The sequence below is a fragment of the Arthrobacter liuii genome (genome assembly GCF_014639275.1).
GTDB lineage: Bacteria > Actinomycetota > Actinomycetes > Actinomycetales > Micrococcaceae > Arthrobacter > Arthrobacter liuii.
Genome location: NZ_BMFW01000029.1, coordinates 1 through 24,808, shown reverse-complemented (window position 1 = coordinate 24,808; position 24,808 = coordinate 1). Strand labels below are relative to the sequence as shown.

General features: G+C 66.2%; 28 protein-coding genes and 2 riboswitches. Of the genes, 10 read left to right on the top strand and 18 right to left on the bottom strand.

Features of this window, described 5'->3' with window-relative positions:
- Nucleotides 1-25 precede the first annotated feature (25 nt).
- The 9 genes from fdhD to IEW19_RS19120 form a co-directional block, all read right to left on the bottom strand.
- A complete protein-coding gene (gene fdhD / locus IEW19_RS19155) occupies nt 26-904 on the bottom strand; it encodes a formate dehydrogenase accessory sulfurtransferase FdhD (protein ID WP_188573173.1) in 879 nt (292 codons plus the stop codon).
- 63 nt (nt 905-967) lie between these two features.
- Complete coding sequence (locus IEW19_RS19150) at nt 968-2,383, bottom strand: molybdopterin molybdotransferase MoeA (RefSeq protein WP_188573172.1); 1,416 nt, start codon at nt 2,381-2,383, stop codon at nt 968-970.
- On the bottom strand, nt 2,380-2,676 hold the full coding sequence (locus IEW19_RS23690; RefSeq protein WP_229748596.1) for a DUF6457 domain-containing protein: 297 nt from the start codon (nt 2,674-2,676) through the stop codon (nt 2,380-2,382). Before IEW19_RS23690 ends, IEW19_RS19150 begins: the two co-directional genes overlap by 4 nt.
- The gene (gene mobA, locus IEW19_RS19145) at nt 2,673-3,392 is read right to left on the bottom strand and encodes a molybdenum cofactor guanylyltransferase (protein WP_229748595.1); all 720 of its coding nucleotides are present in this window, start codon (nt 3,390-3,392) and stop codon (nt 2,673-2,675) included. Before mobA ends, IEW19_RS23690 begins: the two co-directional genes overlap by 4 nt.
- Before the next feature lie 94 nt (nt 3,393-3,486).
- Entirely contained in the window at nt 3,487-3,987 is a 501-nt protein-coding gene (locus IEW19_RS19140; protein ID WP_056331149.1) for an HNH endonuclease, read from the bottom strand.
- A gap of 259 nt (nt 3,988-4,246) precedes the next feature.
- Nucleotides 4,247-5,020, bottom strand: coding sequence for an NlpC/P60 family protein (locus IEW19_RS19135; protein WP_188573171.1), 774 nt, complete (start codon nt 5,018-5,020; stop codon nt 4,247-4,249).
- 162 nt (nt 5,021-5,182) lie between these two features.
- Complete coding sequence (locus IEW19_RS19130) at nt 5,183-5,860, bottom strand: C40 family peptidase (protein WP_188573194.1); 678 nt, start codon at nt 5,858-5,860, stop codon at nt 5,183-5,185.
- 70 nt (nt 5,861-5,930) lie between these two features.
- A riboswitch (cyclic di-AMP (ydaO/yuaA leader) is annotated at nt 5,931-6,109 on the bottom strand.
- 128 nt (nt 6,110-6,237) lie between these two features.
- A complete protein-coding gene (locus IEW19_RS19125) occupies nt 6,238-7,059 on the bottom strand; it encodes a M23 family metallopeptidase (protein ID WP_188573193.1) in 822 nt (273 codons plus the stop codon).
- Nucleotides 7,060-7,069: 10 nt separating this feature from the next.
- A riboswitch (cyclic di-AMP (ydaO/yuaA leader) is annotated at nt 7,070-7,281 on the bottom strand.
- Nucleotides 7,282-7,419: 138 nt separating this feature from the next.
- Nucleotides 7,420-8,121, bottom strand: coding sequence for an iron-dependent transcriptional repressor DtxR (locus tag IEW19_RS19120; RefSeq protein ID WP_188573170.1), 702 nt, complete (start codon nt 8,119-8,121; stop codon nt 7,420-7,422).
- 295 nt (nt 8,122-8,416) lie between these two features.
- Between IEW19_RS19120 and serC the strand changes: the two genes are divergently transcribed.
- On the top strand, nt 8,417-9,547 hold the full coding sequence (gene serC / locus IEW19_RS19115; RefSeq protein WP_188573169.1) for a phosphoserine transaminase: 1,131 nt from the start codon (nt 8,417-8,419) through the stop codon (nt 9,545-9,547).
- 118 nt (nt 9,548-9,665) lie between these two features.
- Here serC and IEW19_RS19110 read toward each other — a convergent pair whose 3' ends face one another.
- Both IEW19_RS19110 and IEW19_RS19105 read right to left on the bottom strand, forming a co-directional pair.
- Nucleotides 9,666-10,193, bottom strand: coding sequence for a DUF3027 domain-containing protein (locus tag IEW19_RS19110; RefSeq protein WP_188573168.1), 528 nt, complete (start codon nt 10,191-10,193; stop codon nt 9,666-9,668).
- 6 nt (nt 10,194-10,199) lie between these two features.
- Nucleotides 10,200-10,583 carry a cold-shock protein gene (locus tag IEW19_RS19105; protein WP_018762148.1) on the bottom strand — a complete coding sequence of 128 codons (384 nt, stop codon included), beginning with the start codon at nt 10,581-10,583 and terminating at the stop codon, nt 10,200-10,202.
- 225 nt (nt 10,584-10,808) lie between these two features.
- Between IEW19_RS19105 and IEW19_RS19100 the strand changes: the two genes are divergently transcribed.
- The 7 genes from IEW19_RS19100 (at nt 10,809) to IEW19_RS19070 (ending at nt 18,424) form a co-directional block, all read left to right on the top strand.
- Complete coding sequence (locus tag IEW19_RS19100) at nt 10,809-11,042, top strand: hypothetical protein (RefSeq protein ID WP_188573167.1); 234 nt, start codon at nt 10,809-10,811, stop codon at nt 11,040-11,042.
- Nucleotides 11,043-11,052: 10 nt separating this feature from the next.
- Entirely contained in the window at nt 11,053-13,527 is a 2,475-nt protein-coding gene (locus tag IEW19_RS19095) for a helicase-associated domain-containing protein (RefSeq protein WP_188573166.1), read from the top strand.
- A gap of 12 nt (nt 13,528-13,539) precedes the next feature.
- Nucleotides 13,540-15,186, top strand: a complete 1,647-nt coding sequence (locus IEW19_RS19090; RefSeq protein WP_188573165.1) for a DNA repair helicase XPB — start codon at nt 13,540-13,542, stop codon at nt 15,184-15,186.
- Between the two features lie 45 nt (nt 15,187-15,231).
- Nucleotides 15,232-15,732, top strand: a complete 501-nt coding sequence (locus tag IEW19_RS19085; protein ID WP_188573164.1) for a DUF427 domain-containing protein — start codon at nt 15,232-15,234, stop codon at nt 15,730-15,732.
- A 73-nt stretch (nt 15,733-15,805) separates the two neighbouring features.
- Nucleotides 15,806-16,516: a response regulator transcription factor gene (locus tag IEW19_RS19080; RefSeq protein ID WP_188573163.1), complete on the top strand. Its 711-nt coding sequence runs from the start codon at nt 15,806-15,808 to the stop codon at nt 16,514-16,516.
- A gap of 2 nt (nt 16,517-16,518) precedes the next feature.
- Nucleotides 16,519-18,030 (top strand): sensor histidine kinase, encoded by a 1,512-nt coding sequence (locus IEW19_RS19075; protein WP_188573162.1) that lies wholly within the window; start codon nt 16,519-16,521, stop codon nt 18,028-18,030.
- A 106-nt stretch (nt 18,031-18,136) separates the two neighbouring features.
- Entirely contained in the window at nt 18,137-18,424 is a 288-nt protein-coding gene (locus IEW19_RS19070; RefSeq protein ID WP_188573161.1) for a WXG100 family type VII secretion target, read from the top strand.
- 24 nt (nt 18,425-18,448) lie between these two features.
- Here the strand turns inward: IEW19_RS19070 and IEW19_RS19065 are convergent, their stop codons facing one another.
- The 5 genes from IEW19_RS19065 to IEW19_RS19045 form a co-directional block, all read right to left on the bottom strand.
- Nucleotides 18,449-19,531, bottom strand: a complete 1,083-nt coding sequence (locus IEW19_RS19065; protein WP_188573160.1) for a ribonuclease HI family protein — start codon at nt 19,529-19,531, stop codon at nt 18,449-18,451.
- Between the two features lie 266 nt (nt 19,532-19,797).
- Nucleotides 19,798-20,160, bottom strand: a complete 363-nt coding sequence (locus IEW19_RS23990) for a recombinase family protein (protein WP_188573159.1) — start codon at nt 20,158-20,160, stop codon at nt 19,798-19,800.
- Between the two features lie 81 nt (nt 20,161-20,241).
- On the bottom strand, nt 20,242-21,021 hold the full coding sequence (locus IEW19_RS19055; protein WP_188573158.1) for an isocitrate lyase/PEP mutase family protein: 780 nt from the start codon (nt 21,019-21,021) through the stop codon (nt 20,242-20,244).
- A 23-nt stretch (nt 21,022-21,044) separates the two neighbouring features.
- Nucleotides 21,045-21,878, bottom strand: a complete 834-nt coding sequence (locus tag IEW19_RS19050) for an alpha/beta fold hydrolase (RefSeq protein ID WP_188573157.1) — start codon at nt 21,876-21,878, stop codon at nt 21,045-21,047.
- A 200-nt stretch (nt 21,879-22,078) separates the two neighbouring features.
- The gene (locus tag IEW19_RS19045; protein ID WP_188573156.1) at nt 22,079-22,660 is read right to left on the bottom strand and encodes a sigma-70 family RNA polymerase sigma factor; all 582 of its coding nucleotides are present in this window, start codon (nt 22,658-22,660) and stop codon (nt 22,079-22,081) included.
- Between the two features lie 151 nt (nt 22,661-22,811).
- Here IEW19_RS19045 and IEW19_RS19040 point away from each other — a divergent pair, with 151 nt between their 5' ends.
- Both IEW19_RS19040 and IEW19_RS19035 read left to right on the top strand, forming a co-directional pair.
- Nucleotides 22,812-23,435, top strand: coding sequence for a TetR/AcrR family transcriptional regulator (locus tag IEW19_RS19040; protein WP_308420017.1), 624 nt, complete (start codon nt 22,812-22,814; stop codon nt 23,433-23,435).
- Nucleotides 23,436-23,674: 239 nt separating this feature from the next.
- Nucleotides 23,675-24,130, top strand: a complete 456-nt coding sequence (locus IEW19_RS19035) for a copper resistance CopC family protein (RefSeq protein WP_229748593.1) — start codon at nt 23,675-23,677, stop codon at nt 24,128-24,130.
- Between the two features lie 87 nt (nt 24,131-24,217).
- Here IEW19_RS19035 and IEW19_RS19030 read toward each other — a convergent pair whose 3' ends face one another.
- Nucleotides 24,218-24,703: a hypothetical protein gene (locus IEW19_RS19030; protein ID WP_229748592.1), complete on the bottom strand. Its 486-nt coding sequence runs from the start codon at nt 24,701-24,703 to the stop codon at nt 24,218-24,220.
- Nucleotides 24,700-24,808 (bottom strand): cupredoxin domain-containing protein (locus IEW19_RS24300; protein ID WP_188573155.1); only part of this gene is annotated, 109 nt, incomplete at its 5' end. The genes IEW19_RS24300 and IEW19_RS19030, both read right to left, overlap by 4 nt.

The window sequence follows — 24,808 nt, the reverse complement described above, 5'->3', positions numbered from 1 at the left end:
GAATGTCCGTCCCGCATTGGCGGCCCTACGCGCGGGGCACGGCTGGTTCCGGCCGCAGGACCCGCGAGTCCCCGGCGTAGATATTGAAGCTGGTTCCCCGGCTGAAGCCCGCCACGGTGAGGCCGTTGGCTTCGGCCAGTTCCACGGCGAGGCTGGAAGGGGCACTGACGGCGGCCAGGACGGGAATTCCCGCAAGGGAGGCTTTCTGCACTAGTTCGAAGGACGCCCTGCCGGACACCTGGAGGACCGTCCCGGCCAGCGGCAGGAGGCCTTCGCGCAGTGCCCAGCCCACCACTTTGTCCACGGCGTTGTGCCGCCCGACGTCCTCGCGCAGGCACAGGAGCCGGGGCTCGCCGTCGTCCTCAATCTTGAACAGGCCAGCCGCGTGCACGCCGCCTGTGTCGTCAAAAACGCGCTGGGACTTCCGCAGCAGCCCGGGCAGTGATGCCAGGACTCTTGCATCCACTGTCAGCGGGTCCGCCTGCGGGCTGTGGTGGGATGACTTCTGGACCGCTTCGATCGAGTCCGTTCCACAGATGCCGCAGGAGCTGGATGTGTAGACCCTGCGCCCCGTGTCGGGGAGTACAACATCGGGCCGCAACTGGGCCTCCACCACGTTGAAGGTTTGGACCCCGTTCTCGTCCTCGCCGGCGCAGAACCGCAGCGACACCAGCTGTTCCGCAGCCCAGATGACCCCCTCGGACACCAGGAATCCGGCCACCAGGTCGAAGTCGTCCCCGGGGGTCCGCATGGTGACCGAGTAGGAGAGCCCGCCCAGCCGGATTTCCAGGGGTTCCTCTACGGCCAGGACGTCTTCGCGGTGGCGGACCGGGTACTCCAGGGCGCCCGGCGAACCGTCCAGGACATACTTGTGCACCTTGCGTCGCTGGGTTACCCGTCCCATGTTCCACCCTGCCTGTTCATTACTCCATCATGGCACCAATGGCGGATGCCACCCGCCCAAAGCTCAGCCCAGGAGTGCGCTCCAGTCCACGGGTCCGTTGGACGCCGGCTTGCCCTTGGGCTGGCTGGTCCGCGCATTGCTCCGCGGTTTGGCTTTGGCCGGCCCGTCCTGGGCGCGCGGTATGGGCTGCCCCCATGGCAGGGAGAAAGCAGGCACCGGCTCGCCCAACTGCACTCCATGGGGCGGCACCACCAGCACCCCGTCAGCAGCGGCAAGCCCGCGCATCATGCCCGGGCCCGTGTGCTGCGCCGGGGAGGCCATGCCGTACAGCAGCCGGAACGGCATCAGCCGGGTACGTCCGGGGTCCGGCTCAATCATGGTCCCGCACGGCACCTCCTGCACCCCCGGCATGGGGCGGTGCCCCAATGCAGCCAGCAGCGGGGCGCCCACGGTGGAAAGTGCCATCATGGCCGCCAGCGGGTTGCCGGGAAGTCCCAGGACAAAGCGGCCATCGGGCAGTTCGGCGAGAACGGCGGGGTGGCCCGGCCGCATGGCCACGCCGTCGATGAGGAGCCGGCCACCGAGTTCAGCCACCGCCCGCCGGAGGTGGTCTGTTCCTGAGCGTCCGGTGCCCCCGGTGGTGATGACGACGTCGGCCGGCAGCTCCGGAGCGTCCGGTACTTCAGGCAGGACGTCTTCAAGCGCCGCCAGCCATTCGGTGTAGGAGTCGCCGATCCGTTGCTGGCCGCCGGGGATGCCGCCCAGCATGGCGATGACTTCCGGCAGCTGCGGACCGAACGTGTCGCGCACCTGGCCGGGTGCCGGCGTGCCCCGTTCCACCACCTCTGATCCGGTCAGCAGAAGGCGCACCACAGGCTTTCCCTGGACCTGCACTTCGTCGTATCCGGCCAGCGCTGCAAGGGCCAGGTGTGCCGGATTCAGCTCCACGCCTGCCTTGACCAGGACCTCCCCTTCCGGGGCTTCCTCGCCGGCCTTCCTGATGTGCTCCCCCGCGCGGGGCTCACCGGGGCGCGCCTTGCCACCGGTCATCAGGACCGGGAGCCCCTCGTCGTCCTGGCCCAGGACAGCACTCTCGGTGCGAAGAACCGCCTTTCCACCGGCGGGGATCAGGCCGCCCGTAGCGATGGGGCTGGCTTGGTGCGGTGCCAACCGGGTGCCCGTCTCCACAGGGATCCAGGGGCCGCTTCCGTTGACTGCCCAGCCGTCCATGGCTGAGGACGCATAGTGGGGCATGTCCTGAAGGGCCACGATGTCACGGTCAAGTTTGCGGCCTAGGGCTATCCGGAGCGCCACCGGCCCGGGCGGAATCGGGGTTGCGGCATCGAACGCCGCTTGCCGGGCCTCTTCCCAGGTATGGGCCGCATGGTGGGCAGCGTGCCCCTGTTCGGTTTTGCCCGCGTGCGCCTCTACTTTACTGGCCAGCGGCGGCTCCGGTTCGCTTTGGGGTTCTGCGGTCATTCGCCGGGAGTCCCGGCGGCGGCTTCAGTCTCGTAGTCTGCGGCCAGCGAACGGGCAACGGCCAGGGCCGCATCCATGGATGCGGCGTCCACTTCCCTGCCGGGGGCCGCAGCAAGGCCCGCGGCGAAGCCTGCGATGAAGGTGGTGAGCGGCGCGGCCGGCCGCACAACGGCATGGGCAGCAACGCCTGCAAGCGCCAGCACAGCATTGACGTCTATCTGGACATCTTCAAGCTTGTACGCCTGAAGGAGTGCCCTGCACCACTCTTCCAGCGTTTCGTCCTGGCTTTTCACGAATTGCCTCCCACGTTAGCTCCGCCCATGCGCCGGTCCTGGCTTGCACGCTGGTTCGGGGCGGCAATGCCCAGCGCGGCAGCGTCGTCCCAAGTATCCACATCGGAGGTGGACCCGGCGGGGACTGTGACAAGCTGCACGTCCAGATTAGCAAGGAGGGCGCGGACAGAGCCGTTGACCAGCGCGTTGCGGGCGGCCAGTTCCCTGCAGGCTTTGGTTAACTCAGGTGTGCTGTAAAAACCGGCAAGCGGCTGGGCCCTGCCGTCTTCGGCACGGGCCATGACACCACTTCCGGCGCCGGTCCCGGCAGCGGACTGGGCCAGGGCATCGTGGAGTGCTGCCACCGCCTTTGAAGACAGGGGCATGTCGCACGCCAGCACCAAGGTGTAGGGCGCACTTCCGCCGTTCCTGGCCAAGGTGTCCAGGCCCGCGGCAATTGCAGCTGCGGGACCCGCGAACGGTGGCTCCTCCCGGCAGATGAGCAGGTTGGGCGGCCGGGCGGGCGGGGACGGCGGGCTGGAGGCTTGGGCTTCGCCCGGCAGGACACCGGCATCGCCGACAACAACGGTATGCCGGGCACCGGCTGCCGCAGCGATAGAGCGATCCACCAGGGTTCGGCCGCGGAAGACCAGGGACTGTTTGGGCACCCCGTCCAGCCGGGATGAGCGTCCCCCGGCCAGGATCAGGGCATCGAAGGCCAACCTGTTCGCTTGCACTCCCCCAGCCTAGCGATCAGCACGACCGCTGGCTGCACGGCCGCCCGGGTTTGCACCGTTGGGAGGGTGCACCGCTGGAAGGCCGCGCGGCTTGTCAGGCAGCGCGTTCCGGAAGCAGGAACGGATCCCAGGCCGGTGTCGGCTTTTCCAGTTCCTTGATCTGCCAGATGGTTCCGTGCGGCGGCTCGGGCACGAACCGCAGCGTCCATCCCATCTCGGCGGGAGTGTGGTCGCCCTTGACGTTGTTGCACCGCAGGCAGGCGGCCACCAGGTTCTCCCATGAGTCGGCCCCGCCCCGTGACTTCGGGTGTACGTGGTCGATTGTGTGGGCCGCTTTGCCGCAATAGGCACATTTATGCCCGTCGCGTCGGAGGACCCCCCTGCGGCTTACGGCCGTGGAGTGGTTGTAACGGGGCCGGATGTAGCGGTTGAGGAGAATCACGGACGGGCGTCCCAGGACATCGGTAGGGCCCACCACAGGGTCATCCCCCTCGGCCACCACGCTCGCCTTACCCGTGAGCACAAGCACCAGCGCCCGGCGGAAGGTGATAACCGCCAGCGGTTCATATCCAGCATTCAGAACGAGAGTGCGCATGCACGTACCTCTTCACGGCCGCACCCGTCAGGGGCACGAGGGCCGGCTGCCCTCGGCATGTCCGGGCTATGGATCGACATCACAAGAGTAAACAGAGAAGTGCAAAATCAGGTAATCGCCGCCCGGAGCCCATTCAGGGCCCAAAGAAAGGGAAAGGCAACGGCACCGGGGCAGCCTGTTTTAAATCCGAAAGGACCCCGGCCAGTCTGGCGGGGGTCCTCTGCGGGATTAGTCGCGGCTGCCTGGGCAGGGAGAATGCCTACCTGACGTGGATGAAAACCGGCCCGGAGCCGACGTTCGCGCTGAACACCACGGTGTCATTGCCGTTGAAGCCACCGTGCACAGCCATGCCGTTTCCAGCGTAGACAGCGATGTGGGCCATCCCTCCGCCGCCATCGGCGTAGTAGATCAGGTCACCGGGCTGGGCCTGCGAGGCAGGCACCCTGTCGCCCAGCGACAGGTAGCCGGCGGGCCAGTCATGGAAGTGGATGCCGACGGCGGCCAAGGCGTTGGTCACCAGCATGGTGCAATCCTGGTGAACACCAAGCTGGGCGTAGGCGGCGGAGAGGATTGCAGCGCCCTTGCCGCTGGCCGAAGCCTGGGCTGCTGGAGCGGCCGGGGCAGCGGCGGTGGCAAGCTTGGCCGTGACCTTGGGAGCGGCAACGGGCTGGGGAGCAGGAGCGGGGGCAGCTTCCTGGACCTGGACAGCGGGCTCGGGCTCGACGACGGGGGCCGGCGTGGTGGTCACAGCGGGCTTTTCGTAAGTGATCGCAATGGTGGAAGCCGCGGAAATCGGGGCGTCGACAGCGGTTTCAACTTCCAGCGCGGATGCGGGAGCGGAGTCACGCTTGACGTTGGCGTCGGCTGCGTTTGCCGCGATGCCGCTGGTCAGGACCAGGCCGGAAGCAGCCGCGATAACCGCAGCCTGGCGGCCCACGCCGCCGGCGTTGTCGCTGACAGCCTTGGCAATAACAGCGATTGAGTTGGTTTTGGTGACCTCGGCGCGGTGCCGTGCGGTAGCACGAGTCGTCATCAGTTCTCTCTTTCGTTTTTCCTCAGGACGGCTGTGGCCAGCCCGAGGCTGTAGGACGCGCCGGCATCTTGGGGGTATGTCGGCGCGTCCTGAACGGGGGTGTGGTTTCTAGCGGAAAAGCTTTGGGCAAAGAAATAGCCCTTGGAGCATGGAGCCCAAGAACTATTTGTTGAGGTGGTAGTACGACGAGGTACCGGTGGCGGCAGGCGAGTGGAGCAGCGTGCCCTGGGAGGGGTTGAGTGCGCTGACCATCATGCCGTTGCCCACGTAGATGCCCACGTGCGCGCCACCGTTCTGGACAACCAGGTCACCCGGCTGGGGGGTGGAGGTGGGGGTCATGATGTTCCACGCGTTGGTGCGGGGGATGCTGATCCCGGCCTGGGCGTAGGCCCACTGGACGAACCCGGAGCAATCCCAGCCGGTGATGGGGCTGGTGCCGCCCCACACGTAGGAGTGGCCGATGCCGGTGTAGGCGATGGCGGCGATGCCTGAGGTCGCAGCAGAGGCTACGGTCTCGGTTGCCTTGGTAGCCGGAGTCGCGTCCTGGCCCGCGGTGGCGGCGCGGTCCGCCGACGCGGTGGACTGGGTGCGTACCGCTTCCACCTTTGGAGCAGCGGTGGTCTTGACGGCGGGACGTTCGAAGGAAACGGTGGCCGTGGGTGCGGCAGTGACGGCGAGGGCCGTCTGGGCCGAACCGGACTCGGTGGAGGCAGAGACACCGGCAGTGGTGTCAGCTGCGGTGGCCGGGAGTCCCATGCTCAGGATGAGGCCCGAAGCCGCTGCCACAACGGCAGCCTGGCGGCCTACGGTCCCGGCATTTGCACTTACGGCCTTGGACACGGCGTCCAGGGGGTTGGTGCGAACCGTTTGCGCACGGTGGCGCGCAGAATGATGGCGTGAAGACACGAAGGTAGCCTCTCCCAATGCCTGCGAGGTGAGCTGTCGGATTCGGATGGGAGTCACCCGGCCACACTGCTTCCTGGGAAGCTCGTGACTTAACCCCAAGGCCTTCTAAGGTGAAGGCCAAAATTGGTTCCCCCGCCCCTGCCAGACGATGAAATGCGAACGGACCTTGAGCGGTGGCAGAGTTAGGCAATCCACTCAAGAGCGTCAACTTCGGAAAAGTTGGCGCGAGTTAGACGGTACAGCAGTTTTGTTTCAATGTCACATTCAGGTCACGGCGAGTCACGGCGATCTGAGAGTGAGCAATCATTCGGTTACAGCCAGCCCATCGGATCGACCACTTCACCGTTGACCTGCACCTCGAAGTGCAGGTGGCAGCCGGTGGAGGCCCCCGTAGTACCGCTCAGTGCCACAACCTCTCCGCGGGAGACAGTCTGGCCCACCTTGACGTTGAACGACGAGAGGTGGTTGTAGGTGGTCTCAAGGCCGTTGCCGTGGTCGATGACAACGCGGTTTCCGCCGCCGAACTGGTGCCAGCCGGCGAAGGTCACTGTGCCCGTCGCGGCAGCCAGGACCGAGGTCCCGCACTGGGCCACGAAGTCCTGTCCCCGGTGGAAGTCACCGGAACCGCCGGTAATCGGGCTGACGCGGTAACCAAAAGGCGAGGCAGTTACGAGGGACGTGAGCGGTGCGGCCAGGGTGCCGGCCGAAGCGGCACGGGTCACGGAGCCGGCCGACTGGGCGCTCAGGAGTTGCTTTAGCTTCCCGTCCGGGTCGGCCTGGGTGACCACGGCTGAGCGGCTGAAGTCGATCTGCGCACCGACATCGGCGGAGATCTGGGGCGGTGCACTGACGGCGGAGGCTGCCACCGGGGCAGTGCCGGAGGCGTCCGTGGCCATGACAGGACTGGTGGCCGGCACTGCGACTGTCAGGACCAGGCCGGTGGCGGCCAGGGCAATACCAGCCTTCTGGCCGATGCCGCTGGCGGCGGCAAATTCCGTCACCTGCCGGAACGGGCCCCGGCGGCGGCGCGCGTCGCGATGCGGGTCGCGGGGGCGCTCCGCTGCGGCAACTTCGACAACCCGGGGTACCGAAGGGGGGCCGGCAGCGCGGCGGCGGCCCCGGGGGGTCTGCATGGTCAAGAAGGGTTCCTCTCTGGAAAAGCCTGCGGAGTTAGCTGTCGGATTCGGGTCAGAGAGATCAAAGACCCGGTCCGCCAAGGGCAAGCTTCTGCACAGGGATGTTCCCGGAAGAATCCTTCGCTGGCGAGGCTTGCTGCTGACGGACTTCACCCCAAGGCAGTCCCCCGCTGCCGGTTGTGGTTCCCCCGCCTCTGCCAGTTACGACTCGTGCACCTGATCCGCTGGCAGAGCTCGGCTCCGGATCGGGTAACGCTTCAGTATCAACGCTCGGGTCCACTATAGGGCCTTAAGACCCTAGGTAACAATTCCGTTATGTTTGCGTGGAAGCGCCGCACTGGGGTATGGGCACCCGGCTCAGGGCTGGCGGACCGCAACAAAAACGTGCGCAGCCACCTCAGGGGGCAACTCCAGTGCGCCTTCGATTCCGGACACCCGGACGGAGATGTAATCACCCACGCGTTCCAGTGCAACAACAGCGCCGGGGCGGATCCCGCCTTCGTCCAGTTGCGCCAGCAGTTCCGGTTCCACCTGGATTGGTTCAGCCAACCGGCTGACAGTCACCGCGGAGGCGGGCCCGTAGCTCTTCATCGCTTCCACCAGGCTGATGGCACCATCGGCGAAGCCTGCGGCGGGCTGCCCGCCCAGGGCGGCGAGGCCCGGGATGGGGTTGCCGTAGGGCGACTCGGTAGGGTGTCCCAGCATCTCGTAGATCCGGCGTTCGACGCGCTCGCTCATCACGTGTTCCCAGCGGCATGCTTCGTCGTGGACGTAGGCCCAGTCCAGGCCGATGACGTCGGCCAGCAGGCGTTCGGCGAGCCGGTGCTTGCGCATGACTTCGGTCGCCCGCTTGCGGCCCGTGTCCGTGAGTTCAAGGTGACGGTCGCCAGAGACGACCACGAGCCCGTCGCGTTCCATCCGGCCGATGGTCTGGGAGACGGTGGGGCCGGAGTGGCGCAGGCGCTCGGCGATACGGGCCCGGAGGGCGACGATGTTTTCTTCCTCAAGCTCCAGGATGGTCCTGAGGTACATCTCCGTAGTGTCGATCAGATCCGTCATCCAGCTCAGCTCCTCGAGCGCAGTACCTTGCGTTGTCCCACCGTATCGCCTCTTTCCGCGAGGTAATCCGGGGGCAAGCTTAGCCTATTTTGACTTTGTCCGAATAGCTGCGCCTTGAACAGCCGCGCCTGGGCGGCCCCGTCTCATTGTCTGGACTTTGGCCCCGCCGGCTGCCGCCCCCACCGCTGTTCAGGCAGAATGGGGAAGGCCTGCAGCGCCGCCACCGCGCGCTGCCGGCCACCACTATCCGCCCGTCCGGACCAAAGTTGTTCGTCCCTGCCGAATTGGAGCACCTGTGAGCGACACCAGCATCACGATCCCCGCCGACCTCCTGCCCCAGGACGGGCGGTTCGGCGCCGGCCCGTCAAAGGTCCGCCCGGAACAGATCGATGCGCTGGCAGCAGCATCCAGGACCATCCTCGGGACCTCCCACCGGCAGGCCCCGGTCAAGAACCTGGTCGGGTCCGTCCGTGAAGGGCTGAGCCAGTTCTTCCGTGCCCCGGAGGGCTACGAGGTCGTCCTGGGAGTCGGCGGCTCCACGGCATTCTGGGATATCGCGAGCTTCGGCCTCGTGGAGAAGAAAGCCCAGCACCTGTCGTTCGGCGAGTTCGGGTCGAAGTTCGCCGCAGCCACCAACAAGGCGCCCTTCCTGGAAGCTTCCTCAATCATCAAGTCCGAGCCAGGCACCCGTCCTGCAGCCCGGGCCGAGGCCGGCGTGGACGTCTACGCCTGGCCGCAGAACGAAACCTCCACCGGCGTGGCCGCCCCGGTCGAGCGGGTATCCGGAGCCGACGAGGGATCGCTGGTCCTGGTGGACGCAACCTCGGCTGCAGGCGGCCTGGACGTGGACGTTACCCAGAGCGACGTCTACTACTTCGCCCCCCAGAAGAACTTTGCCTCCGACGGCGGCCTCTGGCTTGGCCTCTTCTCCCCCGCCGCGCTGGAGCGCGCTGACCGCATCAAGGCCGGCGGCCGGTGGATCCCGGACTTCCTGGACCTCCAGACCGCCATCGACAACTCCCGCCTGAACCAGACGTACAACACGCCTTCGCTGTCCACGCTGGTGACCCTGGACGCCCAGGTCCAGTGGCTGAACTCCAACGGCGGCCTGGACTTTGCCACCGCGCGCACTGCAGACTCCGCCGGCCGCATCTACAGCTGGGCCGAAGCATCCGCGTTCGCCACCCCGTTTGTGGCCAAGCCGGAGGAACGCTCCAACGTCATCGCCACCATCGACTTCGATGAGTCGGTTGATGCCGCAGCAGTGGCCAAGATCCTGAGGGCCAACGGCATCGTGGACACCGAGCCTTACCGGAAGCTGGGCCGCAACCAGCTGCGCATCGCCACTTTCGTGGCCATCGAGCCCAGCGACGTCTCGGCCCTGCTGTCCAGCATCGACTTCGTGGTGGGCGAGCTGCGCAAGTAGGCACTGCGCGCAGGCAGACCCAGTAAACGTACGACGGCGCCGCCCGGGTTCATCCCGGACGGCGCCGTTTTCGTTGTTCCCCGCGGAAGGGGCTGCCGGGTTTCCGGCGAAGGTGCGGCTAGGCTCCTGGCTGCGTGCCGTCGTCGTCCTGTGGATCGCCGGCAGCCGCATCTGCCTGCTGATCCGCAGCATCGGGCTCCGCGGCTTCGCCTGTTTCCTGGGCGTCCGCTTCCGGTTCCTGCTGCTGCTCGTCCTCGGGCCGGACGCGTTCGGCCCACGGCACCCACTCCGGCGCAAGGATGGAATCCCCGGACGGCAGCAGGCCCAGCTCGTTGACCGTGACCACCTTGGAGCGGGAGTTGCGCGTCAGCACCGCGTACCACTGCCAGCCCGCGTAGCCTGGCAGCCGGGATTCAAACAGGTGCGTGACCAGCCGGTCGCCCTCGCTCTTGGCCGCCAGGTGCGGACCGATGGTGGCGGCCGGGGTGATGCCCTCCACCGCGGTCCGGGCAGTGTCAACGGCCGCGGCCAGGAAGGCGTCAGGCTTGCCCGTACGCCACACCGGCACGCCTGCCTTGCGCTTGGGCGCGGCCTTGGCAGCCTGTTCCTGCACCGGCGTGCCCGGCTGTTCAGATTGGGGGTTCATGGGTGCCTAAACGTCCAGCTCGTCGGCAACCTTGCGCAGGGCGGCAGCGATGGCCTTGCCCTTGTTGCCGTCCGGGTACTTGCCTTTGGACAGGGTCCCGGACAGGTTGTCCAGGACGGTCACCAGGTCCTGCACCAGGGGTGCGAGGTCCTTCGCGCTGGGACGTTTGGCCTTGGCGATGGAGGGGGTCTTGTCCAGCACCCGCAGGCCAAGGGCCTGGGCGCCCTTGCGGCCGTCTGCCACGCCGAACTCCACGCGGGTGCCGGCCTTCAGCTCGGTCACGCCCTCGGGCAGCGACGACTTGGGCAGGAAGACCTCCTGGCCGTCTTCGCCCGCGAGGAACCCAAAGCCCTTGTCCTTGTCATACCACTTGACCTTGCCGGTAGGCACGTAATCAACCTTCTTCGTTCTGCTGTCATGAGACACGGGCGGCTGCCACCGCATCCGCAGAGTTGTGCGGGTTCAAGGTATGGCAAGCGCAAACCGCGTTGGTCTGTATCCTTCAAGGTTATCCTGCCGCGTGCCCTAATCCTGCTTCGTGGAGCCCGGTTCCGCCCCGGGCGCACAGCGTTCGGCTTTCACCCGCACCGCTCCGGCCGCTGTAGCGTTACGTCCATGACACCCTCGCGTTACCGGCGGCCGCTGACGGTCCTCGCCGCAGTTATTGCCGTTCTTTCCCTCATAGCTGTGGGAACGGTCATGGCCCTTGCCTTCGCCGGCTCGGTAGCTCCCGCCTGGGTCACCTACACCGCACTGTACGGCCTGCCGGCGGCGTTCATCCTGATGCTCCTCCTGGTGCTGGAAGGCGTTGCCGCCCGGCGGCGGGCGGGAAGGCGGGAGCCGCGGTAACGTTGGACTGATGTCCCTCATTCGCGCGCTCGGCAAGGACCTGGAGGCACGCAGCGATGATTCGTTGCGGGCGCTGTTCGCCGCGCGGCCGGACCTTATTTCCCCTTCCGTTCCGGACTTCGCCGCACTGGCGGCACGCGCCAGTTCCCGCGTCAGTGTCCAGCGCGCCCTCGAGCGGCTCAACCGGCCGCAGATGCAGGTCCTTGAAACCCTGCATCTGTGCACCAACACTGACACCGGGCACAGCGCCTCGGCAGAGGGTCTGCACCAGCTGGTCCGGGGCTCGTCCCTGGCCACCATCGAACAGATCATGGGGACCCTGCAGGAGCTTGCCCTGGCCCATCCTGCCGCTCCCCCGCATGGCACCTCCGCCCAAACCGCCGGCCAAAAATTCTACCTGCCGGTCGGCTCCCTCAAGGACGTGGTGGGAATCTATCCGGCCGGCCTGGGCCGCAGCTACACAGAACTGGTCCGCCTCCAGCCGGCCTTCGCCCAGCGGGCGGTACAGCTGGTCTCCGAACTGCACCGCAGCGGGTTCGCGGTCCACGACGCCACCACGCCCATGGAGGCGGCGCTGGCGCTTCAGCACTGGACCTCCTCCCCCGAAGCGCTGCGGGACATCCTCGCCGGCGCGCCGGAACGGACGACGGCGCTGCTCGCCAGGTTCCGCAACTGGGCCATGGGTGCCGTCCCCCAGGCGCAACGGAAGGCGTCGGTCACGACGGAGGGCGCCGACGTCGGCCCCGTTGACTGGCTCCTTGCGCGCGGGCTGCTGGTTCCGCTGGACGCCGCTCACGTGGAACTGCCGCACAGTGTGGGGCTGGCCCTGCGCGATGGCGCGATCATCAACGACTTCACCCTTGCACCACCGGTCCCGGAGCTCGGCCGGACCACCGCGGCGTTGCGCAGGAATGCGGCCCTGAGCGCAATCTCGGAAACCCTGCGGCTGGTCGCCGAGATGCTGCATTCCGTCAGGGAACACCCGCTTGCCACGCTGCGCAGCGGAGGCGTGGGCGTCCGCGAAATACGGCGCCTGGCTGAATATCTGCGGATTGACCAGGGCGCGGTGGGCCGGCTGCTGGAGCTGTGCGGCCTTGCCGGCCTGATCCGCCTCGACGTCGATTCCTCGTCGTGGGTCCAGCCGCCGCAACTGGAATGGCTCGTCCTTCCACGGCAGGAACAATGGCTGTGGCTGGTGAACGCCTGGCTGGCCAGCGAACGCGTGCCATCGATGGTGGGCCAGCCAGTGAATTCGGCGGCAGGTACACCGGCCGGCCGGTCTGCGTCCGGAACCACCATCGCCGCCTTGTCTGCCGGGGCCCAACGGCCCGACGCACCGGTGGTCCGCAAACGCATCCTGGAGATCCTGCAGGAACTCACCCGGGAGGCATCGGCTCCGGACGGCGCCGCGCCTGTGCTTGATGCCGCAGCCGTCCTGCAGCGCGCGGAATGGTCACAGCCGCGGATGGCCCGGCGGTTCAGTTCCCTGATCCGCGGTGTCCTCGCCGAGGCGGAACTGCTGGGGCTGGTGGGTTCGGGGGCGTTGAGCCAATTGGGGAGCGCTATGGCCGAGGACAACCCTGATGCCGCCCTTGCCATCCTGGGTGAGCACCTGCCTGCTGCGCTGAACCATGTCCTGCTGCAGGCGGATCTGACCGCTGTTGCCCCGGGCTACCTCGCTCCGTCGCTGACCGAAAAGCTCCTGGTGATGGCCGACGCCGAGGGCCAGGGCCCGGCCACCATCTACCGGTTCTCGGCGGAGTCCATCAAACGGGCACTCGACGACGGCTACGACGCCCCCGGCCTGTTGGCGTTCCTTAGGGAACACTCCGCCACCGCCGTGCCGCAGCCACTGGCGTATCTGGTGGAGGACACCGCCTCGCGGCACGGCAGGCTCCGCGTGGGCACGGCTGCGAGCTTTATCCAAAGCGATGATGAAGCGGCCCTCCGCGAACTGCTGGCCGGGCCGAAAGCCGCCCAGCTCGGCCTGGCCAGCCTTTCCGCCACGGTGTTGACGTCCACGGCACCCCCGCGTGAACTCGCGGCCGCACTCCGTAACCTGGGCCTGTCACCGACCGTGGACGGCGCCGAACCCGCTGCACATCATCGGCCTTCCACACCGCAGGAAAGCCTGCGCCCCGTCTATACCGCCCCGCGGACGGCGCCTCCGGCGGAGGAGGTGGAAGCCCAACTGAACGTCCTGCGGCAGGCGGGCGCCGCCGTCGGACACCACCCCGTGTCCGCGGCCGGCAGCGAGGCAGCCACCCAGCTGGGGCTTGAGGCGCTGCAAAGGGCCATCCGGCTGAAGCAACGGATCCACATGAACGTGGTGGACAGCCTGGGGAATTCCAGCCTTGAAGTTGTCGTTCCGCTATCAGTGAGCGGCGGAAGAGTCCGCGTGTTTGATCCTGCCAAGGACACCGAACGGGTACTGTCCGTGCACCGCATTATCGATATCGAGGCCGCAGAGGAACTGCGCCAGTAAAGGATTCCCCGCGTGACCGACGGACCCCTGATCGTCCAAAGTGATAAGACCATCCTCCTCGAGGTGGACCACGAACTGGCCACCGAGGCCCGGCACGCCATCGCGCCCTTTGCGGAGCTGGAACGGGCGCCCGAGCACATGCACAGCTACCGGCTGACTCCGCTGGGCCTGTGGAACGCCCGTGCCGCCGGACTGGACGCGGAAAAGGTATTGGACGCGCTGCTGAAGTATTCCCGCTTCCCGGTCCCCCATTCGCTGCTGGTCGATGTCGAGGAAACCATGTCCCGGTACGGCCGGCTGCGCCTCGAAAAGGATCCGCGCCACGGGCTGGTCATGCGGACGGATGACTACCCCGTCCTGGAGGAAGTGGTCCGGGCCAAGAAGATTGCGCCGCTGCTGGGGCCGAGGATCGACGGCGAAACGGTGGTGGTGCATGCCTCCCAACGAGGGCAGCTCAAGCAGCTGCTGCTGAAGCTGGGCTGGCCGGCGGAGGACCTGGCAGGCTACGTCGACGGCGCCCCGCACCTGATTTCGCTCAACGAGGACGGCTGGGAACTCCGGCCATACCAACGCCTGGCCGTTGAGAACTTCTGGGCGGGCGGCAGCGGAGTGGTGGTGCTGCCGTGCGGCGCCGGCAAGACCTTGGTGGGGGCCGCGGCTATGGCCACCGGTTCCACCACCACGCTGATCCTGGTCACCAACACCGTGGCCGCCCGGCAGTGGAAGGACGAACTGCTCCGGCGCACCTCCCTCACCGAGGACGAAGTGGGTGAATACTCCGGCGCCCTGAAAGAGGTCCGGCCGGTGACCATCGCCACCTACCAGGTGCTCACCACCAAGCGCGGCGGCATCTACCCGCACCTGGAACTGGTGGACGGCCACGATTGGGGGCTGATCATCTACGACGAGGTCCACCTCCTTCCGGCACCGATCTTCAGGATGACCGCCGACCTGCAGGCCCGACGCCGCCTCGGGCTGACTGCCACCCTGGTCAGGGAGGACGGCCGCGAGGGCGAGGTCTTCAGCCTGATCGGGCCCAAACGGTATGACGCGCCCTGGAAGGACATCGAGTCGCAGGGCTACATCGCACCTGCCGACTGCGTGGAGGTCCGTGTGGACCTGCCAAAGGACGAACGGGTGGCCTACGCGATGGCCGATGACGCGGACAAGTACCGCCTGTGCGCCACCTCGGAATCCAAGACCTTGGTGGTGGAGCAGTTGGTGGCACGGCACGCCGGCGAGCAGCTCCTGGTGATCGGCCAGTACATCGACCAGCTGGACGACCTCGGCGAGCGCCTGCAGGCGCCGGTGATCAAGGGCGACACCTCCGTCAAGGTTCGGCAGAAGCTCTTCGACGCGTTCCGGTCCGGGGAGTTGCAGACCCTCGTGGTGTCCAAGGTGGCCAACTTCTCCATCGACCTGCCCGAGGCCTCGGTGGCCATCCAGGTCTCGGGTTCCTTTGGGTCCCGGCAGGAGGAGGCGCAAAGGCTGGGCCGGCTCCTGCGGCCCAAGAGGGACGGCCGGGCGGCCCGCTTCTACTCCCTGGTGGCACGGGACACCCTGGACCAGGACTTCGCTGCCAAGCGGCAAAGGTTCCTTGCCGAGCAGGGGTATGCCTACCGGATCATGGACTCCAAGGATGTCCATGCGGCGGACTAGGAATCCCACCGTGCCTGCTGCGTCTGCGGCGCGCACACTGGAAGCATGAGCACACGAATCGTTCGGGCGGTGCCCGGACCAGGCCAGGAATCCGTGTGGGACTATCCCCGCCCCCCGCGGATCGAACCCAGCACGGAGCGGATCCGCATCGTCCTGGGCGGCGAGCTGATCCTCGACACCACCGACTCACTGCGCGTACTTGAGACCAGCCATCCGCCGGTCTACTACATCCCACAGTCAGCGTTCGTCCCCGGCGCGCTGGAGCCCGCTGCAGGCAGCAGCTTCTGCGAATTCAAGGGTGCGGCCAAGTACCTGACAGTGCGCGGCGGCGGTAAGGAAGCGGACGGCGCTGCGTGGTCCTACCCCGACCCGGCCTTCGGGTTCGAGGCGCTGGCTGACCGGGTGGCCGTCTACCCGGGCCGCATGGATTACTGCGAAGTGGACGGAGAGCGGGTAAGTGCCCAGCCCGGCCGGTTCTACGGGGGCTGGATCACCAGCCGGGTTGTGGGGCCGTTCAAAGGTGAGCCGGGAACGATGGACTGGTAAACCCAAGCCCACCACCATCATGCTCACAACGAATATCCAGACAACTCCCAGAGACTGGGAGCATGATGGGAGCATGAACAAGAACGGTCCAGAAGCCAGGCTGCTCGTCGTCGATGATGAACCCAACATCCGCGAGCTCCTCTCCACGTCTTTGCGGTTCGCCGGTTTTGAAGTGGTCTCTGCTGCGAACGGGCGCGATGCCCTCGCCGCCGCCGACACGCAGGCCCCTGACCTGGCCGTGCTGGACGTCATGCTCCCAGACATGGACGGCTTCACGGTGACCCGCCGGCTCCGTGCCTCCGGGAAACACTTCCCGGTCCTCTTCCTCACGGCCAAGGACGACACCGAGGACAAAGTCACGGGCCTGACCGTGGGCGGCGACGACTACGTCACCAAGCCGTTCAGCCTCGACGAGGTGGTGGCCCGGATCCGGGCCGTGCTCCGCCGGACGCAGCCCCTGCTGGACGACGACGCCGTCATCCGCGTGGACGACCTGGAACTCGACGACGACGCCCACGAGGTGCGCCGCGGCGGCACCGTCATTGAGCTCTCCCCCACGGAATTCAAGCTGCTGCGCTACCTCATGCTCAATCCCAACCGGGTCCTGTCCAAGTCGCAGATCCTGGACCACGTCTGGGAGTACAACTTCAACGGTGACGCCTCCATCGTGGAGTCCTACATCTCATACCTGCGGCGGAAAGTGGACATCGACCCCGAGGCGCCGGCCCTGATCCAGACCAAGCGCGGCGTGGGCTACGTGCTGCGGACGGCCGAAAAGCGCTGACCTTGCTGAAGCGGTGGAAGTCGGCCTCGCTCAGGTCCCAGCTGGTGGCCATGATCATGGCCCTGCTGATCGTGGCCCTGACGGTGACCGGAGCGGTCACCCTGACACTGCTGCACAGCTACCTCCAGGGGCAGGTGGACGACAAGCTGAACGCCGCCGTCGACTCTGCCCGGAAACAGCGCTCGTTCACCCAACTGCAGGCGCCCAGCTCCATTCCCACGGACTACTCGCTGATGCTCTTCGCTCCAGGCGAGCAGCCCTACACGTTCGGCGGGGACCCTGACGAGCACCCGGACATCAGCGCCATGACCGTGGAGCAGGCCCAGGCCCGTGGATTGGCCCCCTTCCAGGTCCGTGGGACGGACGGGGAGAACTGGCGGGTCGTGGCAGTGCCGGTGCAGAACGGCCCAACCACTTCCGTGGTGGTCATCGGGCTGCCTCTGGCGAGCGTGGACGACGTCCTCAAGCATGCCACCCTGGTGGTCACCGGAGTGGGCCTGCTGACGCTGCTGCTGGCCTCACTCATTGCCAGCTGGACCGTGTCGCGGTCCTTCCGGCCGTTGGCAAGGGTGGAGAAGACGGCTGCCGCCATTGCCGCCGGTGACCTGTCCCGCCGCGTGGAGGTGGGGAACCCTGCCACCGAACTGGGCCGGCTAAGCCGCTCCCTGAATGCCATGCTGGCGCATATTGAGACCGCGTTCGCGGCCCGAACCGCCTCGGAAGCAAGGATGCGCCGCTTCGCAGCCGACGCATCCCACGAGTTGCGCACTCCCCTGGTGACCATCCGCGGGTTCTCCGAGCTGTACCGCCACGGTGCCCTTGCCACGGACGAAGACGTGGCCACGGCAATGGGCCGGATCGAAAGCGAAGCCAAGCGCATGGGCTCCATGGTTGAGGATCTGCTCATGCTGGCCCGCCTCGATGAGCAGCGGCCCCTCCAGCAGAAGCCGGTGGACCTTCAGCTGATTGCCCACGACGCCGTGGTGGACACCCAGGCCAGCGACCGTTCCAGGGTGATCTCGCTAACCGGGCTCGACGGCGGACCGGCGGCCCCGGCCCCGGTCCTCGGTGACGAGGCCAAGCTGCGCCAGGTGGTGGGCAACCTGGTGGGCAATGCCTTGCGCTACACCCCGGAGGGCAGCCCCATTGAACTCGCCGTCGGGATCCGAGGGACCGACGGCGAGGAGCGGTCGGTCATCGAAGTACGGGACCATGGGCCGGGCATTTCGGAAGAGGACGCAGCCAAGGTCTTTGAACGCTTCTACCGGGCTGACACCTCCCGCACCCGGGAGACGGGCGGAAGCGGCCTTGGGCTCGCCATCGTGGCGGCAATCGTTGGCTCCCACGGCGGCTCGGTGCGGGTGGAGAAGACCGACGGCGGCGGCGCCACGCTGGTGGTCAGCCTTCCACGCCGTGAAGACGCGCCACGCGATGACGGCGTGGACGGACAGGAAGCAGCGGAGGCCAGTACCGCGGAAGCCAAGGGCAGCGACGGATCGGTTATCCACATATAGCCGCCGGCCATGGCTCCCGCCGGCCGCTGCTCCGTAGGCTCGTCCCAGCAGCCCGGAACGGCCGGGCGCGGGGGCGTTCCGCCCGCCGTATCGAAAGGGCACAGCCATGAGCATTATTTCCGTCGACACCGAATTGCTGCAGCTCAAGTCCGCCAACGTGCAGGCCACCGTGGACCGGATCAGCGCGGACGTGCAAACGATGAAGCGCGGACTGGACGAGCTGCAGGGTTCATGGCGCGGTTCCGCAGCCACCAACTTCCAGGCTCTCATTACCGAATGGACCATCACCCAGGGCAGGGTGGAGGCGTCACTCGCCTCCATCAACACTGCCCTGGCCTCTGCGGCGGCGACCTATGCCCAGGCGGAGCAGGGAAACACCCAGCGGTTCAGCTGACCCAACCGTCCCCCTGAAACCGGCCTATGCCTCCGGAGTTCCCTGGTGGAACCGCAGCCGCCACCGGCCGCCATCGAGGACCCAAAGGGAGCTGCGCAGCGTGGAGCCGGAGCGCGCGAAGCTTCGATATGTGAGCAGTACCGCGCCGGCACCGATGCGGTCAGCACCAAGAATTTCGATCTCGGTCCGCTCACCGGGGTCCTCCTCGAGGGCCATCATCATGGCATCCCGCGTCCACACCCTTCCCGAGCTGCCGATCTCCATGAAGTCCGGGTGCAGGAGGACGGCGGTCCGGCCGATATCCCCCCGCACCAGCGGCCCCAGCAGCTCACGTTCGAGCTCTTCCACCAATGCCTCGGGCGGGATGGAACCGGCCTGCTGCGTTGCCTCCGCCACTTCAAGGGCTTCGTTGTCCAGTTGGCTGAAAAGGTCCAGTTCATCGAAGGCGGAAACCGGCTCAGGAGTGGCCCTGGGCCGCCTGCCGGCGCCTGCAGGCGTGTTTCTGCCGGGTGCTGCCGCCGGACCCGCGGGGGCAGCCGCTGGGATGTCCAGCGTGGCAGGCGGGAGGCCCACACCTGTCTGCGACTGCGCGTCCAGGGAATGCCCGGCCGTGCCCTCATGGTGAACACCTGGGTGGTGTCCGCCGGGGAATCCGGGCCCTGACCTTGCTGCCACGCCCTGCTGGTAGGCGGTGGCCGCCGCCCTGGCCCGTTCGTCGGCAGCCTCGTTCAGGTCGTGGCCGGCGTGGCCCTTGACCCATTCGAATATGTAGGTGCGGCCCGCCAGTTCGCGGTCGAGTTCCTTCAGCAGTTCCACGTTCATGACGGGCTTTCCGTCGGCCTTGCGCCAGCCTTTGCGCTTCCAGCCCGGCATCCACTTGGTGATTGAATTGATCACGTACTGGCTGTCGCAAAGGATGCGCAGGTCTTCGCCGGGCAGGTGCGCAGTGGCGCGCAGGAGGTCAAGCACGGCCATCAGCTCACCTTGGTTGTTAGTACCGTGCGGCCAGCCGCCGGCGCGCCAGCAATCGTCATTCACATACCAGGCCCAACCGGCCGGACCCGGGTTTCCCAAGGCCGAACCATCAGCCGCTGCAGTAATCGTCACCGGTCCATCCTGCCAGAAGCAGCTGACAATGGCTGCGGCCCGAACAGGGCTCCCCATGTACGCGTCCCGCCTTCCCGCGGCGGGACGCCGGGAAACGACCGCACGGTGTTTCGGGCAGATTTGGAAAACGCTTACCGAACCCTTGACGCGGGCAGGGGTGTCGTTTTCAGTACCCGTCTGCACAGCTGGGCCCGTGTTTTCGGTGTTGTGCAGACGAGTAGGGACATCGACCTTTCCGAAGTCGCCTGCACCAAACCGCATCCCCCTCAAGACTCCTCTGCACAATCCGTAATTTTCAACCTGCACGATATCTGCCCGGGACTCTCGAACTCGGCGATTGAGCCAAGGATCTGGAAGAACATCTGCCCCATCGCGGTGGACGTATTTACGCTTTGATCCAGTACCACCAGATCCACTTCCCGCTCTTGGAGAGTCCTGGAGACCTCGATGAGGTTTTCCAACGGCCGCCCGAGCCGATCGATTTTCGTCACTACCAGGGCATGGGCAAGATCCGCCGTCGACAGGGGACCCGCCGCTGCCGGGGCGGGTCGGGCACCGCCTGCGGTGCAGCCCGTAAGAAGGAACAGCCCAGCCCGGAGTACAGGGACCAGCTTCGGTGATCCGGACACTGCAAGCCCTTATTCTCCTGAATACATTGGGAAGGCTGTTTCTGCTATTCGCAGCGGCAAATCTCCGGGCTTGGTACGTACCTAATTCAGGGGCGGGGTGTCGGCGGGGACAACGCCGGTCCCGTACAGGTCGGTGGCGAGGTCCCTGAGTGCACGCAGGGCGACGCGCTGGGTGAAGGGGCCGTAGGAGACCCGGGCTACTCCTAGTTCCTGCAGTTCGGCTGCGGGGAGGGCGCCCGGTGCGCCGATGACTGAGAGCTTTCCGCTTCCCAGTCCTTCGACCAGGGGTTCGATGACCTGCCGTGTGAGTGCTCCCGGGACGAACACCAGTGCGGCACCGGCGTCAAGGAACGCGCGGCCCCGGGTGACGGCGTCATCGATGCTGTCCTTGATGGGCCGGTCACCGCCACGTGCAATCGCGTCCGTGCGGGCGTTCAACTGAAACGCGATGCCTTCGTCGTTGGCGGCAGCCATGATGGCGTGCACGCGGGCGACTGCTTCATCGAACGGCCGGAGCCGGTCTTCAACATTGGCACCAACAACGCCCAGTGCGATAGCCCTGCGGATCGTCTCAGCCGGGTTGTCGTAACCATCGTCAAGATCGGCCGTGACGGGGAGGTCAACGGCGTCCACGATTGTCTTGGCCGCGGCCAGCGCTGTTTCCAGTGGCATTGTGCCGTCAGCGTAGCCATGGACGGCGGCGATGGAGTGGCCTGCGGTGGCAATCGCTTTCGTCCGGGGCAGTGCCGCGACCGTTGCCGCGCTGACGGCATCCCAGACGTTGACAACCCGCAGGATCTCCGGGGCCTCGTGCAGAGCTTTCAACTGCTGCGCGCGGCCTGACGTGTTCGTTTCGGTCATTGTTCTTCTCCGTTTTCTGTCCGCTACTTGGCAAGGAAGCTTAGGAGGATGTCGTTAACCTCGGTGGCGTGGGTCCACAGCATCCCGTGCGGGGCGCCCTCGATCTCCACATATTCGGCTGCAGGCAGGGCTTTGTGGAACTCGCGTCCGGTCGAGTCGATCGGCAGGATGTTATCGGCGGTGCCGTGCACAATAAGCGACGGCACAGTGATTTTGGCGATGTCCGCGCGGAAGTCCGTGAGCCACGTCGGCTGGGCCCACACCGATGAGTACGACGATGCCGCATAGGCAAGATTTTTGTTGGCGGTGAGTGCTTCCTCACTGAGCCGGGCCCCAAGGTAGTCCCTGGTGTTAAAGAAGTTGTCGAAAAAGTTGGTGAAGAAGGCGTAACGGTCCGCTTTTACGGCCTCAAGCAGCCCGTCGAACACCTCCTGCGGAACCCCCGCAGGGTTGTCATCGGTCTTCAGCAGAAACGGCTGAAGCGAACCGAGAAAGACTGCCTTCGACACCCGGTCAGGACCGTATGTGCTGAGGTATCGGCCCACTTCACCGGTTCCCATCGAAAACCCGCCCAGGACTGCATCATGGAGATCGAGGGCTTCGAGCACGGCGTTCAGGTCAGCGGCGTAGGTGTCGTAGTCGTGGCCCGTGCAGGGCTTGGAGGACTTGCCAAAACCGCGCCGGTCGTAGGTGATGACCCGGTAGCCGGCGTCTAGCAGAGCTGCGCTCTGCTTCTCCCACGAGGACCCGTCAAGCGGGTACCCGTGGATCAGCACAACCGGCTGGCCCTGCCCGTGGTCTTCGAAGTAGAGCTCCACGGGGACTGAGTTTTCGGTTCCGACAGTAATGAACGACATCAGGTAGTCCTTCCAACGAATATCAGAAAACGCTCGTTCTCCAGACCGTACGGGAAAGTCTGTTCTCCAGCAAACACTGCCGCGTAAACTCCCGCTAAGAGCCGACCGGGTGCCCGGGGACAGCGCGGCGGTCTGTGTTCTCCGCAGCAATGCTCAACTGATGATCGACGGCGGTCTTCGGGCCGCGGCGGCCGGCACCCTCAGGCGGGTTCGAGTTGACCGCGGAGGTGTTTCAGACCATCGCGGATCCTTGACTTGATGGTGGGCAGCGGTTCGGAGAGACTCTCAGCAACTTCACGGTAGGTGAGGGAGCCGAAGTATGCGAGCACAATCGCTTCGCGTTGCAGCGGTGATAATGCTGCCAGTGAGTCCATCAGTTGCAGGGCTTCCATCCTGTCTGTGAAGGACGTGGCGACCTCGTCGTCGGGGCGGGTCCAGGAGGCGGCGGCCCATCGAGCGTCACGGTTGATGCTGCTTTGGTGCGAGCGGACCTTGTCCACAGCCTTGCGGTGGGCGATGGTAAACAGCCAGGCGGTCGGGCTTCCCAACACGCAGTCGTATTTTGATGCGTCCTGCCAAACCACAATAAAGACTTCCTGGGTCACCTCCTCGCTGAGGCCGGGATCGACCACCACACGGCGCACCACCCCGAACACCCGCCGCGAGGTGCGCCGGTAGAACTCCGTGAAAGCCTCATGGCATCCCTCACCGGTTTCCTGCAGTAACCCGGTGAGATATGTCGGGTCTTCAGGGGCTGGGGCGTCGCGGGCCTGCGTGTCCATGGTGCCTTCACCTTCAAGTGCCGGCCCCGAACGGGCCACGGATAGAACCAACCGTCAGATCCAAACCGAGGAGAACGCTCGTTCCCGGGTCCTTCGCTTAGGATAAGGAACAGGCGTCGATCACGCAAGCGAATCGGAAGAAGTGAAGGCTGTGACTGAAGAAGACCACTGGGCCGCCGACCGTGTCCTTGCCGAGGACGCGGTGATGCGGGCGACGATTATCGAAACCGTGAGTCCGTTGTTTTATGCCCGGGGATTCACTGCCGTGGGAATGGATGAGCTGCGCGCGGTCACCGGGGTCTCGCTTAAGCGTCTGTACCGGCTCTTCCCGTCCAAAGAAGACATCGTTGAAGAGGTGCTCCTCAGCTGGCGCGGTACCTGGGAGGCAAATCTCAGGGCGCAGGTGGAGTCAACGCAGGTGCCGAGGGAGCGTTTGCTGGCCGTCTTTGATTTCCTGGCCGGATGGTTCACCTCCGAGGGGTTTCGCGGGTGCGCCTTCATCAACTCTTTTGGTGAGCTCGGAGGGATTTCCGGGCGCATTCCTGCAATCGTCCGTGCCCAAAAGAAGGAGTTCCAGGAGTACCTGGCTCGCGTCGCGACCGCTAGTGGGGCACCGGAGACGCTTGCCCCGCAACTGGCGATCCTCGCCGAGGGCGCAGTGACGACCGCTGCGATAGCAGGGAGCGCGGAATCAGCCCGCCAGGCCCGTGCCGCGGCAGAAATCCTCGTCGATGCCGCCCTTGCACCCGCGGCCTCAACCCTGATTGCCCTGTAGAAGGACGGCCACTCGTACTGCACCGACTGTGAAGGCTGAACCTCACCGCGGGGAGGGCAGGGCAATTCCCGGATTCGGTATGGGCGACCAATTCACGCCGAACGTCAGCACGAACCCAGGGCATCCGAAGCGGTGCGCCTCTCCCGTCGTCATGACTCGCACTTTCCTCCAACTTCAAGGCCCCCCGCGCAGTCACCCCCGGCGGTGAGTTTCCTGCTGGCGCCATCGCAGCGTTCCTAATGCTTCCAGCCATCGCAGCACAAGCCCATAACTCTATCGAAAGCACCGACCCGGCCAACGGCTCCGTGGTCGGAACTGTTCCCGCAGACATAGGGCTCACGTTCGATCACACACCCCTTGCCATCGGATCCCTGGTCCGGGTTGTAGACGCCACGGGAGTGGACCGGGCCGATGGGCCCGTCATGATCGTCGACAACCACGTTAGACAGGCAGTCAAGGCTGATGCGCCGGAGGGCAACTACACGGTGACGTGGCGGATTGCTTCCGCCGATGGCCACGCCATCGAAGGCACCTTTACCTTCACCGCCGGCACCGGCAGTCCCACAGCTTCCCTGCCAGTTGCCCAGGCCGGTAACAGCCCCAGTACCGGCACAGCCCTTCCAACAGGGATGATTGCGGCCGGCGCCGTGCGCTCTTGCTCATCATCGCGTTCTTGGGCCTGCCCGTCGCCGTGAAGCGCCGATTGAGCCGCCCCGATTTCTGACAACAGGTCAACATCGGGCCCCCAGCTCTGTCGGCCAGCGCAGGTGCCCCGGTATGGGTCAGGAGGCGGCGTTCCCGGTCCCAGGCTGGAGAAGCAACGCCGTGGCCGCGAGGAGGGTCGCGATGGCCTGGGCGGTGGCGGTGAGGGTTTTGTCGAAGAACCAGACAGGTTCGTACATGGCGGGGAAGGGCCCGAACGCGGGGATGTCGATGTAGCGGTAGAGGACCAGGACCGCGAACCCGCCCCCGGCGGTGAGCAGTGCCAGGACCCAGGCCGGGCGGCTGCCGCGAATCAGGACGTAGAGCCCGGCCACCGCAGCGGTGAGGGCTTCGGCGAGGAAGAGATTGCCTTCGCCGAAGCCTTCCGGGGCGGCTGACTGGTAGCCGGGGGCAAGGCGGAAGTGTATGGCGGCGTCCACGGCGAGGGCGGCCGCGGCCAGGACCCGCAGGACCAGGCATGCGGCACTGCTCCGCAGCGGCCTGTTCAGCGGTTTGGTGTTCCCTGTGTCACCGGCGTCGCGGCCGTGGCCTTGGTCGGGGCTCATTTGACGGTCAGAGTTCCGTGCATGTTGGAGTGGTAGGTGCAGTGGTAGGTGTACGTTCCGGGTTTTGCCGGGGCGGTGAACGTGATGCTCGTCCCGGCCTTGACC

Excerpts from the sequence above, each read along its gene's own strand:
- fdhD (WP_188573173.1), bottom strand. The coding sequence starts at position 904 with ATGGGACGGGTAACCCAGCGACGCAAGGTGCACAAGTATGTCCTGGAC.
- IEW19_RS19150 (WP_188573172.1), bottom strand. The coding sequence starts at position 2,383 with ATGACCGCAGAACCCCAAAGCGAACCGGAGCCGCCGCTGGCCAGTAAA.
- IEW19_RS19140 (WP_056331149.1), bottom strand. The coding sequence starts at position 3,987 with ATGCGCACTCTCGTTCTGAATGCTGGATATGAACCGCTGGCGGTTATC.
- IEW19_RS19135 (WP_188573171.1), bottom strand. The coding sequence starts at position 5,020 with ATGACGACTCGTGCTACCGCACGGCACCGCGCCGAGGTCACCAAAACC.
- IEW19_RS19125 (WP_188573193.1), bottom strand. The coding sequence starts at position 7,059 with ATGCAGACCCCCCGGGGCCGCCGCCGCGCTGCCGGCCCCCCTTCGGTA.
- IEW19_RS19120 (WP_188573170.1), bottom strand. The coding sequence starts at position 8,121 with ATGACGGATCTGATCGACACTACGGAGATGTACCTCAGGACCATCCTG.
- IEW19_RS19110 (WP_188573168.1), bottom strand. The coding sequence starts at position 10,193 with ATGAACCCCCAATCTGAACAGCCGGGCACGCCGGTGCAGGAACAGGCT.
- IEW19_RS19100 (WP_188573167.1), top strand. The coding sequence starts at position 10,809 with ATGACACCCTCGCGTTACCGGCGGCCGCTGACGGTCCTCGCCGCAGTT.
- IEW19_RS19095 (WP_188573166.1), top strand. The coding sequence starts at position 11,053 with ATGTCCCTCATTCGCGCGCTCGGCAAGGACCTGGAGGCACGCAGCGAT.
- IEW19_RS19085 (WP_188573164.1), top strand. The coding sequence starts at position 15,232 with ATGAGCACACGAATCGTTCGGGCGGTGCCCGGACCAGGCCAGGAATCC.
- IEW19_RS19080 (WP_188573163.1), top strand. The coding sequence starts at position 15,806 with ATGAACAAGAACGGTCCAGAAGCCAGGCTGCTCGTCGTCGATGATGAA.
- IEW19_RS19070 (WP_188573161.1), top strand. The coding sequence starts at position 18,137 with ATGAGCATTATTTCCGTCGACACCGAATTGCTGCAGCTCAAGTCCGCC.
- IEW19_RS19055 (WP_188573158.1), bottom strand. The coding sequence starts at position 21,021 with ATGACCGAAACGAACACGTCAGGCCGCGCGCAGCAGTTGAAAGCTCTG.
- IEW19_RS19050 (WP_188573157.1), bottom strand. The coding sequence starts at position 21,878 with ATGTCGTTCATTACTGTCGGAACCGAAAACTCAGTCCCCGTGGAGCTC.
- IEW19_RS19045 (WP_188573156.1), bottom strand. The coding sequence starts at position 22,660 with ATGGACACGCAGGCCCGCGACGCCCCAGCCCCTGAAGACCCGACATAT.
- IEW19_RS19035 (WP_229748593.1), top strand. The coding sequence starts at position 23,675 with ATGCTTCCAGCCATCGCAGCACAAGCCCATAACTCTATCGAAAGCACC.
- IEW19_RS19030 (WP_229748592.1), bottom strand. The coding sequence starts at position 24,703 with ATGAGCCCCGACCAAGGCCACGGCCGCGACGCCGGTGACACAGGGAAC.